Below are 12,710 nucleotides of genomic sequence, written 5' to 3'. Positions count from 1 at the left end.
CGGTTGATCTACGGATGAGTTCGGTCTTGCCGCCCCCTCGCCCACACCGCGAAGGCGATCAGCAGGGCGCCCGCGAGCGTGAACCAGGTGATCGCGTATTGCAGGTGATCGTCTTTCAGATGCACGTCGAGCGGACCGGGACGTGGAACGCCGTTCTCGGGCACCGGCTGCTCGAGGTCGACATAGAACGGCGCAACCGTTCCCCAGCCGAGCGCGCTCGCGATTGCCAGATGATCGCGCACGAACCAGAGCCGCTTCTCGCGGTTCTCCGCAGGTGTCAGCCAGCCCGGTGCTTCCGGGAACCTGAGATAGCCGGTGAGCACGACCGGCTGGCCCGTGACGAGCTGCTTCACCGCGCGATCCTCGACGCCGCGATCCTGCATCGTGTTCTCGACGAAGCCGGCATCGATCACGACCATCTCGCCGCTCGGAAGCCGCGCCGGCAGGAACGCCCAGGTGCCGGGACCGGAGGCGTCCTTGCGCACGGCCGAGCCGGAGGAATAGACCATCGCATCGGGCAGCGGGACGTAAGTTGCAGAGAAGCTGACGCGGCGGAATTCGTCGCGCGCGCGATTGAGCGCCGCCCATTGCGCGGGCGCCGGCAGCGCGACCGGCGCGGTCGCAAGCCGTTCGGTGAGAGCAGCGATCAGCTCGTGCTTGGCTGTCCGGCGCTGCAATTGCCAGAAGCCAAGCCCGACGAACACTGCCGTCAGGAGCAGCGTGAACAGCGCAAAGCCGGCCACGCGAGGCTTGCGCACGGTCCGGTTCATTTCGCGCGGTCGATGAGTCGGCCCGGCGCCGCCTTGTGGTGGAATTGCAGCGCGATCAGCAGCGACTTCATCGCGCGCAGCGGCAAAAGCGTGGTGGCGAGAATCAGCGGCAGCCAGAGCACCGCGTGCAGCCAGAACGGCGGCTGATACTTGACCTCGACGACGAGCGCGCAGCCGACCACGATCGCGCCGGCCAGCATGATGATGAAGATCGCCGGACCGTCACCGGTATCGATGAAAGCATAGTCGAGACCGCAGCGCTCGCAGCGAGGCGCGAGTGTCAGGAAGCCCGCATAGAGCTTGCCCTCGCCGCAGCGCGGACATTTGCAGGCGAGCCCGCGCAGCGCGCTTTGCAGGACCGTGGTTTGAGACTCCGATGGGCCGGCGATGTCGTTCATGATGGCAAACTCTATCACAGTTTCGGCCAAGGCTTCCGGCGGCCGGAAAGCGAAAGGGCGGCCCTGCGGCCGCCCTTTCTGAATCATCTGCCTCGCAGCTCAGTGCGCGCCGTGAGCCATGGTCTCGGCGCCGTGTCCCCAGACATAGATGCAAAGGAACAGGAACAGCCAGACCACGTCGACGAAGTGCCAGTACCAGGCGGCGAACTCGAAGCCGAGATGCTGGGTCGGCGTGAAGTGGCCGGCATAGGCGCGAAACAGGCAGACCAGCAGGAAGATGGTGCCGACCAGCACGTGGAAGCCATGGAAGCCGGTCGCCATGAAGAAGGTCGCACCATAGACGTTGCCGCCGAACGAGAACGCCGCGTGGCTGTACTCATAGGCCTGCACGCAGGTGAAGAGCGCACCCAGCACGACGGTGAGGATCAGGCCGTATTTCAGACCCTGGCGGTCATTCTCGAGCAGCGCATGGTGCGCCCAGGTTACCGTGGTGCCGGAGGTGAGCAGGATCAACGTGTTCAGGAGCGGCAGATGCCAGGGATCGAAGGTCTCGATGCCCTTCGGCGGCCAGGTGCCGGGAACGGAGCAGGCGCCGGCCTGCGTGCCAAGGCCGCAGCCGAACACCGCATCACGCGTGGCATGGACGGCGTCAGCCGGGAACAGCGCGGCGTTGAAATAGGCCCAGAACCAGGCCACGAAGAACATCACCTCGGAGGCGATGAACAGGATCATGCCGTAGCGGTGATGGAGCTGCACGACGCGGGTGTGGTCGCCCTTGTACTGGGCTTCCTTGATCACGTCGCCCCACCAGCTCGCCATGGTGTAGAGCACGCCGACGGTGCCCACACCGAACACGATCGGCGCAGCCGAGAACATGTGGTGCATCCAGGCGATCGCGCCAACCGCCATGATGAAGGCCGACAGCGAACCGACGGCCGGCCAGGGAGAGGGATCGACCAGATGGTAGTCGTGATGCTTGGTGTGCGCCGTTGCCATTTGCGGTCTCTCTCCTCAATCCCGTGCCTGTCAGGCACTTATCCCCTTGCGTCCAATCCCCCGAGCGTGCGCCCGGCGATCAGAGATTTCCCTTGCGTTTGTCGTCGTCACCCGATGCCAGCGGCTTCACCACGGGATCCTTCACCGGATAGAACGTGTAGGACAGCGTGATCGTGTTCAGCCCGTCGTTCTCGCGATCCTCGGCAATCGACGGATCGACATAGAACACGACCGGCATCTCCCGCTTCTCGCCGGGCGCCATGGTCTGCTCGGTGAAGCAGAAGCAGTTGATCTTCTGGAAATATGACCCAACCGTCAGCGGCGCGACGTTATAGGCGGCTTGGCCCGCGGTGGTGCGCGCGGCCTGGTTCGTCACGGTGTAGTAGACCGTCGTCACCTGACCGATATTGACCTCGATCTCGCTCTGCTCGGGCTCGAACTTCCAGGGCAGGCCCGGCGCGACGTTGGAATCGAACCGCACCGAGATCTTTCGGGCGATCGGGCCGGTGGCCGGTGCGGAGGTCGCGACCTGGGTCGTGCCGTTGAAGCCGGTGGCGCGGCAGAACCAGTTGTAGAACGGCACCGCCGCGTAGGATGCCCCCACCATCAGCGCCACTACGCCGCCGCAGATCGAGGCGACCAGCGCGTCGCGGCCAAGACCACCGATGCGGCCCTTGCCCGCCGTCCGGCTCTGATCCTGCGATATGGTCGGCTCGTGATCCATGTTTCCTACATCGGCCGCACTAGAACCGCCGGCCCCTTGACCATGGTGACGGCGAAGAACAGCACCACGAGCACGCCGAGCGCCAAAGCAATGGCAATGGAGCGCTGACGACGGCTCTTCTTCTGCGCCTCGGTGAGGACGATTCCATCTGGCTCGGGTTTGTCGGCCATCCCCGCCTCATGCGCCCCATGCCATCGGAGCAAGCGCCCGGAATACAACCTGGGCCAGCAGGGTGGCGAACAGCGCAAACAGATAAAGGATGGAGAATGCAAACAGCTTGCGGGTGGCACGCAGCGACTGGCTGCGCTCGCGACGCATGTAGACGTTGATGGCGAGCACCAGCATGCCGGCGCCGAGGATCAGCGAAACGATGCCGTAGACGGCGTCGAAATAGCCGAGCGCCCAGGGTGCGGCGGCGACCGCGATCAGCACGATCGTGTAGAGCAGGATCTGGAGCCGCGTCGCATCGGGACCGGCGACGTTGGGTAGCATCGGAATGCCGGCGCGCGCATAATCGTCGGAGCGGAACAACGCCAGCGCCCAGAAGTGCGGCGGCGTCCAGAAGAAGATGATGGCGAACAGCAGCAGTGGCTCGACGTCGACCGTGCCCGTCACGGCGGCCCAGGCCACCACCGGAGGCAGCGCGCCGGCAGCGCCGCCGATCACGATGTTCTGCGCGGTCCAACGCTTCAGACCCATCGTATAGATCACGACGTAGAAGAAGATGGTGAAGGCGAGCAGCGCGCCCGCGATCCAGTTGACGAGGATGCCGAGCGTCATCACCGAGAAGAAGGCGAGCGTCATGCCGAACGCCATCGCTTCGGGGCGGGTGACGCGGCCGCGCGGGATTGGCCGGTTCGCCGTGCGCGACATCTTGGCGTCGATGTCGCCCTCGAGCGCCATGTTGAGCGCGCCGGAGGCGCCGGCACCGACGGCGATGCAGAGTAGCGAGGTGATCGCCAGCACGGGATGGAAATGCCCGGGTGCCATCGCCATCCCGACCAGCGCGGTGAAGATCACCAGCGACATCACGCGCGGCTTGAGCAGCGCGATGTAATCGCCGACCTCCGCTTCGGAGATGCGAGGATTGATGTCGACGGCATTGTGGTCGAGGACGGACACTTAATTCAGCTCGCTTCCTGAAAGAGCCGCGGCGCCCGTCACGGGCGCCGCGGGCGATGGCTTACTGCACGCGAGGCAGCACTTCGAACTGGTGGAATGGCGGCGGCGAGGGCAGCGTCCACTCCAGCGTGGTTGCGCCCGCACCCCAGGGATTGTTACCGGCAGGCACCTTCTTCATGTAGGCGTCGAGGACGCAGTAGAGGAAGATCAGCACGCCGAACCCGGAGATGTAGGAGCCGAGGGACGAGATCAGGTTCCAGCCCGCGAACGCGTCGGGATAGTCGACGTAGCGGCGCGGCATCCCCGACAGGCCGAGGAAGTGCTGCGGGAAGAACACCAGGTTGACGCCGATGAAGGTCACCCAGAAGTGCAGCTTGGCCAGCCACTCATTGTACATGTAACCCGACATTTTCGGGAACCAGTAGTACCAGCCCGCAAAGATCGCGAACACGGCGCCGAGCGACAGCACGTAGTGGAAGTGCGCGACGACGTAATAGGTCTCCTGGAGCACGCGGTCGACGCCCGCGTTCGCCAGCACGACGCCGGTGACGCCACCAACCGTGAACAGGAAGATGAAGCCTACCGCCCAGATCATCGGCGCGCGGAATTCGATCGAGCCGCCCCACATCGTGGCGATCCAGGAGAAGATCTTCACGCCGGTCGGAACCGCAATGACCATGGTGGCGGCGACGAAATAGGCCTGCGTCGCCGAGGACATGCCCACCGTGTACATGTGGTGCGCCCACACCACGAAGCCGATGCCGCCGATCGCGACCATGGCGTAGGCCATGCCGAGATAGCCGAACACGGGCTTGCGCGAGAAGGTCGAGACGATCTGGCTGATCATACCGAAGCCGGGCAGGATCAGGATGTACACCTCGGGGTGACCGAAGAACCAGAACAGGTGCTGGAACAGCACGGGATCGCCGCCGCCCTCGGGCGCGAAGAACGTCGTGTGGAAATTGCGGTCGGTGAGCAGCATGGTGATCGCACCGGCGAGCACCGGCAGCGATAACAGCAGCAGGAACACTGTCACCAGGATCGACCACACGAACAGTGGCATCTTGTGCAGAGTCATGCCCGGTGCGCGCATGTTGAAGATCGTGGTGATGAAATTGATGGCGCCGAGAATCGACGAGGCGCCCGCCAGATGCAGCGACAGGATCGCGAAGTCGACGGCGGGGCCGGGGTGACCGGAGCTCGACAGCGGCGCATACATGGTCCAGCCGGCGCCGACGCCGTTGGCACCCGGCTCGCCCTCGACGAAGGTCGACATCAGCAGCAGCGCGAAGGAGGCCGGCAGCAGCCAGAACGAGATGTTGTTCATGCGCGGGAACGCCATGTCGGGCGCGCCGATCATCAGCGGCACGAACCAATTGCCGAACCCGCCGATCATCGCGGGCATGACCATGAAGAAGATCATGATCAGGCCGTGAGAGGTCACGAACACATTATAGGTGTGCGTCTCGTGAAAGATCTGCACACCCGGATACATCAGCTCGGCCCGGATCGCGATCGACATCGCGGCGCCGATGACGCCGGCGACGACCGCGAAAATCAGGTACATCGTGCCGATGTCCTTGTGGTTGGTCGAATAGACGTAGCGCCGCCATCCGGTCGGATGGGCGTGCTCGTCATGATGCGCGTGATCGCTATGTGCCGCTGCGCTCGTTGCCATATTCAAATCCTGCCTTGCGTCCCATTCGGACCGTATGCGGTCCCGCCCTTCATATCGCTTTCAGTCCCTCGAGCTTCCGCCCGGCGCTTACTGCGTCGGGCCGGCCGCGGAGGCGTAGGTGCTGGTGCCGCCGCTCGCGAATTTCTTCTTTGCCGTCTCGACCCAGGAGGCGAACTCCTGGTCGTCGACCACGCGGATCGCGATCGGCATGAAGGCGTGATCCTTGCCGCACAGCTCCGAGCACTGGCCGTAGAACATGCCGGTCTTGGCCGCCTTGAACCAGGTCTCGTTCAGCCGGCCTGGAATGGCGTCGATCTTGACGCCGAAAGCCGGCAGCGCGAAGGCGTGGATGACGTCCGCGCCGGTGACCTGGACCCGAACCACCTTGTTGACGGGCACTACCATCTCGTTGTCTACGCCGAGCAGGCGGGGCTGCTTGTCCTGGGCCATCAACGAGTCGAACTCGAACTTGCCGTTATCAGGATAGGCATACGACCAATACCACTGCTTGCCGGTCGCCTTGATCGTCAGATCCGCCTTCGGCACGTCGAGCTCGAGGAACAGCAGCCGGAACGACGGCACCGAGATGCCGACCAGGATCAGCACCGGAACGAGCGTCCAGGCCACCTCGATCAGCGTGTTGTGGGTGGTCCGCGACGGCACCGGGTTGGCCCTCGCATTGAACTTGACGACCACCACCACGAGCAGCGCCAGGACGAACAGCGTGATCAGGGTGATCAGCACGAACAGGAAGTTGTGGAACCAGACGATGTTGTCCATCACCGGCGAGCCGGATTGCTGGAGCGTCCACTCCCACGGCGCCGGTTGCCCGAGCTCGGCGAATGCCACACCGCCCGTCGCCAGCGTCAGACCCGCCACGGCCAATCCCAGCAACTGCCGGCCCATCCGGCCCATCGACATCCTCATGCCGTTCGCGCTCCCCTTACGAAATCACCCCACGTGCATTTCCCTATTTCCGGGAAACGCTTATTCCATCCGCCCGTCTGACAAACCGCCGCGCAAGAATACCTCTAAGAGGAATTGGGGCCAGATCGCTAGAACGCCGAAATCAAGCCTCTCAAACCATAATTCTTGATCTATCGCAATGCAGTCTTGGGCCTCATTTGCCAGGCATCACCCGCAAGATATTTCCTAGTAACATCAGACAAAATTACCGTTTCCCGGTATGCTGCGGCTTGACAGCGAGATTGCCCGCGGTAGGCACTGACAGACGGCCGCGCAGGAACCTGATTCGTGCGGGCGATGGTGGCGCGCGGCGGCGCGATATTTGCTTGGGAATTGCCTTCAAGACGCCGTCATTCCCGTATCAGTCCGCCAGGTGCGAGCGAACCAGGCGAGCAGAGGGACCGACCCGATGGGGCTTTCGAGAAGCATGGCAAGGCAGGCTGGCGGGCCCACGATGCTGGCCGCCCTGCTGGCGGCGGTCGCCGTCCTCGCGCTGCCCGGCCTGGCCCATGCGCAGGGCGCGGTGCGCTCCGTCCATGGCGATTGGCAGATCCGCTGTGACACCCCGCCCGGCGCCCAGACCGAGCAATGCGCCCTGATCCAGAGCGTGGTGGCGGAAGACCGCTCCAATGCCGGACTGACCGTGATCGTGCTCAAGACCGCCGACCAGAAGAGCCGGCTGATGCGGGTGGTCGCCCCGCTCGGCGTGCTCTTGCCCTCGGGCCTCGGCCTCAAGCTCGACAACCAGGACGTCGGCCGCGCCGGTTTTGTCAGATGTCTGCCCAATGGCTGCGTGGCCGAGGTGGTGATGGACGACAAGCTGCTGGGTCAGCTCCGCGGCGCCAAGACCGCCACCTTCATCATCTTCGAGACCCCGGAAGAGGGCATCGGCTTCCCGCTCAGCCTGAATGGGCTGGGTGAGGGATATGACAAGCTGCCGTAAGCTGTGAGATCGAGGGCGATCCTATTGTTTCCGTAATGTGAGGCTTCGTGCCCTCGCGGAACCGTTCCGAAAACATTATCTTGCCCCACACCTCCCGATAATGGACGGACGCATGACCAACCCTGCCACAACCTCCCTGCTCGACCGCGCCAATCTCGACCGCGACCAGGTTCGCAACGAGGTTGCGCGCGGGCTGGCCGGTGCCGACGACGGCGAATTGTTCCTGGAATACAGCCAGACCGAAGCGCTGATGTTCGACAATGGGCGGCTGAAGCAGGCGACCTATGACACCTCGCAAGGCTTTGGCCTGCGCGCCGTCAAGGACGACGCGGTCGGCTATGCGCATTCCTCCGACGTGTCGCTGCCGGCGCTGATTCGCGCCGCAGATGCGGTCGCGGCCGTGCGCGGCGGCTATTCCGGCAGTTTTGCGGCTCCGCCCCCGCACACCAATGTGCGGCTCTATGGCGACGACAATCCGCTGGATGCGCCGGGCTTCGAGACCAAGGTCAAGCTGCTCGCCGAGATCGATGCCTACTTGCGCGACAAGGATCCGCGGGTGCGGCAGGTCAGCGTCAGCCTGGGCGCGACCTGGCAGGTGGTCGAGATCCTGCGCCCTGATGGCGAGAGCTATCGCGACGTCCGCCCGCTCGTGCGCGTCAACATCTCCGTCGTCGCCGGCCAGGGCGACCGCCAGGAGAGCGGCAGCAAGGGTTATGGCGGCCGCGCCGGCTATGGCGAATTCATCGAGAGCAGGTCCTGGCGGGAAGCCGCCGACGGCGCGCTGCGCGAGGCGCTGGTCAATCTGGAATCGATTCCGGCTCCCGCCGGCGAGATGGATGTGGTGCTGGGCGCCGGCTGGCCCGGCGTGATGCTGCATGAAGCGGTTGGCCACGGCCTTGAGGGCGACTTCAACCGCAAGAAGACCTCGGCCTTTGCCGGCCTGATGGGCCAGCAGGTCGCGGCCAAGGGCGTCACCGTGGTCGACGACGGCACCATCGCCTCGCGCCGCGGCTCGCTCTCCATCGACGACGAGGGCACGCCGACCAATCGCACCGTGCTGATCGAGGACGGCATCCTGGTCGGCTACATGCAGGACCGCCAGAACGCGCGCCTGATGAACATGAAGCCGACCGGCAACGGCCGCCGCCAGGGCTACGCCCATGTGCCGATGCCGCGCATGACCAACACCTACATGCTCGCGGGCGACCGCGATCCCGCCGAGATCCTCTCCTCCGTGAAGAACGGCGTGTTCGCCGCGAATTTCGGCGGTGGCCAGGTCGACATCACCTCGGGCAAATACGTGTTCCAGTGCACCGAGGCCTATAAGATCGAAAACGGCAGGCTGGGGGCGCCCCTGAAGGGCGCCATGCTGATCGGCAACGGGCCGACCGACTTGCACCGCATCCGCATGATCGGCAACGACCTCGCGCTCGACACCGGCATCGGCACGTGCGGCAAGAACGGCCAGGGCGTGCCTGTCGGCGTCGGCCAGCCGTCGCTTCTGATGGAACGCATCACGGTAGGTGGGACGGGCGCATGAGCGTTGAAGAAAAGGTCACTGTCACCACCAAGCGGAAGAGCAGTGGCTGGGGCGGACAGCTGATGCAGCTCGCCGGCATCGTCGCCGCCGTGTTCATTGCCAAGGGCGCGCTCGCCGAACCGTTCTACGTGCCGTCGGGCTCGATGGAGCCGACGCTGCTGATCGGCGATGCGCTGCTCGCCTCGAAATTCCCCTATGGCTACGGCACCTCGTCGCTACCGATTCAGATCAACCTGCCGGAGACTGGCCGCGTGTTCGCGGAGACGCCGAAACTCGGCGACGTCGTCGTGTTCCGCTGGCCAGGTGATCGCTCGCAGGCCTGGGTCAAACGCGTCGTCGGCTTGCCTGGCAACCGCATCCAGATGCGGCAGGGCCAGCTCTTCATCAACGACCGTCCCGCCGAGCTGAAGCCCGATGGCGTTGGCGCTGCCGAGGACGACAAGGGCGGCAGCGAGCCAGCCTACCGCTATGTCGAGACGTTGCCGAACGGCGTGTCGCACCTGATCTTCAAGATGCGCGACAACGGCCCGCTCGACAACACGCCGGAGGTGACGGTGCCAGCAGGCCATCTCTTCGTGCTCGGCGACAACCGTGACAATTCCGCCGACAGCCGCGTACCTTTGCGCTCCGGCGGCGTCGGCCTGTTGCCGATCGACAATCTGGTCGGCCGCGCGGACGCGGTGCTCGGCTCCTGGGATCTCGGCATCCGCGGCCAGCCGGTGTGGACCTGGCTCTCCGGCTTCAGGCTCGCACGGTTCTTCACCGCCGTGCATTGAGTAGAGTGTAGATCGGAGAGTGGGCAAAGTGCCCACCACTTCTATCGTAAGTGATGGTGGGCACGACGCGCGAAGGAGCGCGCGCCTTTGCCCACCTTACGATTCCTACGGTTTGCCATGAGCAAAGACGAATTCCTCGCTCTCGCTCTGCAAAACCCTGTCAACGCCGCGATCGTCGATGAGCTCGGCCGACTCGCGCTGCCGGATGCGTGGCTGGTCGCAGGCTGCCTGGTGCAATCGGTGTGGAACGCGCTCACGAGCCGCCCGATCGATCACGGTATCGCCGATTACGACGTGTTCCATTTCGATTCCGATACCTCCTGGGAGGCGGAGGATGCGGTGATCCGCACGCTGCATGCGCGGCTCGCGCATCTCGCCGCCAAGGTCGCGATTCGTAACCAGGCGCGCGTGCATCTGTGGTACCCCGACAAGCACGGTCTGCCCTATCCACCGCTGACATGCTCGACCGACGGCATCGACCGCTTCCTGACGCAGAACACGCAAATCGGAGGGAGACGCGCGGGCGACGGTTTCGATGTCTATGCGCCGCACGGGTTCGACGACGTCGCGAGGCTGATCGTACGGCCCAATCGGGCGCTGAGTTTTTCCGCCGCCAATTACGAGGCAAAATCCGCGCGATGGAAGGCGCTGTGGCCGGAGCTTACCGTGATTGCAGCGGGCGCGTAACCTTCTCGTGTCCCGGACAAGACAGGCCTATCTCACAACGCCCGACGTGAACCCAGCCTTCCGCCGCGGCGGCTTGATTTCCTTCTTCAGGAAACAGCGCGCCTCGCGCCCGGTGTAGCCGGGACGGGCATAGGTGAAGGCGCGGCATTTGTTGTCGGCGGTGCAGGCGGCCTTGCAGGTCTCCTCGCCCTCGCCGACCTTGAGCTCGAAATTGCGCAGGTCGCCGCCCGGGCGATCGATCGACGTTTCCACACCCTCGATGCGCGGCTCGATCACGCCGGCGCCGCGCACCCCGGAGATGCAGCAATTGCCCGGCACCCGCGTCGGCACCGTGTTCTTGAGCCAGCACACCGCCGAGCCGCCTTCGACGTCGGGATAGTTGAAGCTCCAGGAGCGGCAACGGCGGTCACGCTCGCACAGCAGCGCGCAATCCTCAGGGTCGCCTGAGGTGACCGGCGTGTTGAAATAGTCGCCGCCTGGGCGGTCGAACGCCGTCTGCGCCGGCGCCGGCGCGCTCGCAAACAGGAGCGAGAGCAGCGCGACGCAAGCCAGGACGCGGGCCATGACGACCCCAGGCAGGCGGCCCTTTCCCATCGGAACAGCTTTCGAGTTATTGACGATGCACAGGTTTTTCCAGCCGATCATTTGATCGCCGCAAACCTGTACGGGCGATGAACGGCTCAATTGCCTGCTATTAGCCTGGTCTAGAAAGCGTATTCCGCGTAGGCAGGTTCCACCGAGCCCTTCCAGGGACCATTAAACTTGTCCAGCATCTCCTCAGCCGGCGTCCGGCCGAACTCGATGATGCGATCGAGCGGCTCCAAATGCCTCGTCTCATCGCGGCCGAGTTGGTCGAGCCGGCCACGCCGGCGCAGGCCGGCATGTGCCAGAACCAGGCACTCCTTGGCGACCTCGAAGAGATAGCGATCCCTGATCCGCGACTTGAAGCCGAAGCGCGGCACGTCGTCGCGCAAGGCCTGACGTTCAGGCGCGCTCCAGTGCTTCACGATTTCCCAAGCGGCGTCGAGCGAGACATCGTCGTAGAGCAGCCCGACCCAGAACGCCGGCAGCGCCGGCAACCGGCCCCACGGACCACCGTCGGAGCCGCGCATCTCGAGATAGCGCTTGAGCCGGACTTCCGGGAAGATCGTCGAGAGGTGATTGGCCCAGTCCGACAGCGTCGGTCGCTCGCCGGGGAGATTGTTGTTGCGGCCGTCGAAGAAGGCGCGGAACGAGGAGCCCGATACGTCGATGTACTGCTCGCCGCGCTTGACGAAATACATGGGCACGTCGAGCGCGTAGTCGACATAGCGCTCGAAGCCCATGCCGTCCTCGAACGCCCACGGCATCATGCCCGAACGCGCGTTGTCGGTGTCGCGCCAGATCTCGGAGCGGAAGGAGAGAAAGCCGTTCGGCTTGCCTTCGGTAAACGGCGAATTGGCGAACAGCGCGGTCGCGACCGGCTGGAGCGCGAGCGAGACGCGCAGCTTCTTGACCATGTCGGCTTCCGAGGAGAAGTCGAGATTGGTCTGCACGGTGCAAGTCCGGTACATCATGTCGAGGCCATATTGACCGACCTTCGGCATGTAATTGGTCATGATCTTGTAGCGGCCCTTGGGCATCACCGGGATGTCCGCGCGCGACCAGGACGGCGTCATGCCGAGCCCGAGAAAGCCGATGCCGAGCGGGGTTGCGATCTCGCGCACTTGCGCCAGATGCGCCATCAGCTCGCTCTGGGTCTGGTGCACGTTCTCGACCGGCGCGCCGGAGAGCTCGAACTGTCCGCCGGGCTCGAGCGAGATGGCACCGCCGCCAGTGACGTCGTAGAGGCCGATGATATTGCCCTGTTCCATGATCGGCTCCCAGCCGAGCAGGAGCTTCATGCCCTCGAGCAGCGCGCCGATGCCCCGCGCCCCCTCATAAGGCACCGGTCGGTGGCCTTCGAGCGTGAACGGCGTCTTCTCGTGCTCGGTCCCCATGCGGAATTCGGACGGATCCTTGCAGCCGGCCTCGAACCACGCAACGAGCTCGTCGCGCGATTGCAGTGGCGTCATGTCGATCTGGTCTCGCGCCATATCAAACTCTAATCAAAAAGCGCTTCGACCGAACG

Annotated in this window: 14 protein-coding genes; 4 read left to right on the top strand and 10 right to left on the bottom strand. The window is 64.5% G+C overall.

The genetic code is table 11. The features are described 5' to 3' along the window. Positions 1-8: 8 nt before the first annotated feature. The 8 genes from IVA98_RS12055 to coxB all read right to left on the bottom strand — a co-directional run bounded on the left by IVA98_RS12055 (position 9) and on the right by coxB (position 6,615). On the bottom strand, positions 9-770 hold the full coding sequence (locus IVA98_RS12055) for an SURF1 family protein (RefSeq protein ID WP_247307909.1): 762 nt from the start codon (positions 768-770) through the stop codon (positions 9-11). After that, positions 767-1,168: a DUF983 domain-containing protein gene (locus tag IVA98_RS12050; RefSeq protein ID WP_247307906.1), complete on the bottom strand. Its 402-nt coding sequence runs from the start codon at positions 1,166-1,168 to the stop codon at positions 767-769. Before IVA98_RS12050 ends, IVA98_RS12055 begins: the two co-directional genes overlap by 4 nt. Before the next feature lie 99 nt (positions 1,169-1,267). Continuing rightward, positions 1,268-2,164 (bottom strand): cytochrome c oxidase subunit 3, encoded by an 897-nt coding sequence (locus IVA98_RS12045; RefSeq protein WP_247281760.1) that lies wholly within the window; start codon positions 2,162-2,164, stop codon positions 1,268-1,270. 79 nt (positions 2,165-2,243) lie between these two features. Next, entirely contained in the window at positions 2,244-2,888 is a 645-nt protein-coding gene (locus IVA98_RS12040; RefSeq protein ID WP_247307881.1) for a cytochrome c oxidase assembly protein, read from the bottom strand. A gap of 5 nt (positions 2,889-2,893) precedes the next feature. Next, positions 2,894-3,058, bottom strand: a complete 165-nt coding sequence (locus IVA98_RS12035) for a cytochrome c oxidase system small membrane protein (RefSeq protein WP_018644977.1) — start codon at positions 3,056-3,058, stop codon at positions 2,894-2,896. A gap of 7 nt (positions 3,059-3,065) precedes the next feature. Further along, positions 3,066-4,010, bottom strand: coding sequence for a heme o synthase (locus IVA98_RS12030; protein WP_247335307.1), 945 nt, complete (start codon positions 4,008-4,010; stop codon positions 3,066-3,068). A gap of 61 nt (positions 4,011-4,071) precedes the next feature. Next, positions 4,072-5,688, bottom strand: a complete 1,617-nt coding sequence (gene ctaD, locus IVA98_RS12025; RefSeq protein WP_247281764.1) for a cytochrome c oxidase subunit I — start codon at positions 5,686-5,688, stop codon at positions 4,072-4,074. An 87-nt stretch (positions 5,689-5,775) separates the two neighbouring features. Continuing rightward, positions 5,776-6,615: a cytochrome c oxidase subunit II gene (gene coxB / locus IVA98_RS12020; protein WP_247307877.1), complete on the bottom strand. Its 840-nt coding sequence runs from the start codon at positions 6,613-6,615 to the stop codon at positions 5,776-5,778. Positions 6,616-7,063: 448 nt separating this feature from the next. Between coxB and IVA98_RS12015 the strand changes: the two genes are divergently transcribed. The 4 genes from IVA98_RS12015 (at position 7,064) to IVA98_RS12000 (ending at position 10,600) form a co-directional block, all read left to right on the top strand. Then, entirely contained in the window at positions 7,064-7,597 is a 534-nt protein-coding gene (locus IVA98_RS12015; RefSeq protein WP_247307875.1) for an invasion associated locus B family protein, read from the top strand. 112 nt (positions 7,598-7,709) lie between these two features. Next, a complete protein-coding gene (tldD, locus tag IVA98_RS12010; RefSeq protein WP_247307874.1) occupies positions 7,710-9,137 on the top strand; it encodes a metalloprotease TldD in 1,428 nt (475 codons plus the stop codon). Further along, positions 9,134-9,913 (top strand): signal peptidase I, encoded by a 780-nt coding sequence (gene lepB / locus IVA98_RS12005; protein WP_247307873.1) that lies wholly within the window; start codon positions 9,134-9,136, stop codon positions 9,911-9,913. The genes tldD and lepB overlap by 4 nt, the downstream gene beginning before the upstream one ends. Positions 9,914-10,030: 117 nt before the next feature. Then, entirely contained in the window at positions 10,031-10,600 is a 570-nt protein-coding gene (locus tag IVA98_RS12000) for a nucleotidyltransferase family protein (protein WP_247307872.1), read from the top strand. A 27-nt stretch (positions 10,601-10,627) separates the two neighbouring features. Here the strand turns inward: IVA98_RS12000 and IVA98_RS11995 are convergent, their stop codons facing one another. Both IVA98_RS11995 and IVA98_RS11990 read right to left on the bottom strand, forming a co-directional pair. Continuing rightward, complete coding sequence (locus IVA98_RS11995; RefSeq protein ID WP_247282045.1) at positions 10,628-11,194, bottom strand: PAN domain-containing protein; 567 nt, start codon at positions 11,192-11,194, stop codon at positions 10,628-10,630. Positions 11,195-11,304: 110 nt separating this feature from the next. Next, complete coding sequence (locus IVA98_RS11990) at positions 11,305-12,675, bottom strand: glutamate--cysteine ligase (protein ID WP_247281770.1); 1,371 nt, start codon at positions 12,673-12,675, stop codon at positions 11,305-11,307. Positions 12,676-12,710 lie beyond the last annotated feature (35 nt).

This window comes from Bradyrhizobium sp. 160 (assembly GCF_023073735.1).
Taxonomy (GTDB): domain Bacteria; phylum Pseudomonadota; class Alphaproteobacteria; order Rhizobiales; family Xanthobacteraceae; genus Bradyrhizobium.
This window is presented reverse-complemented; position numbering and strand designations above follow the sequence as displayed.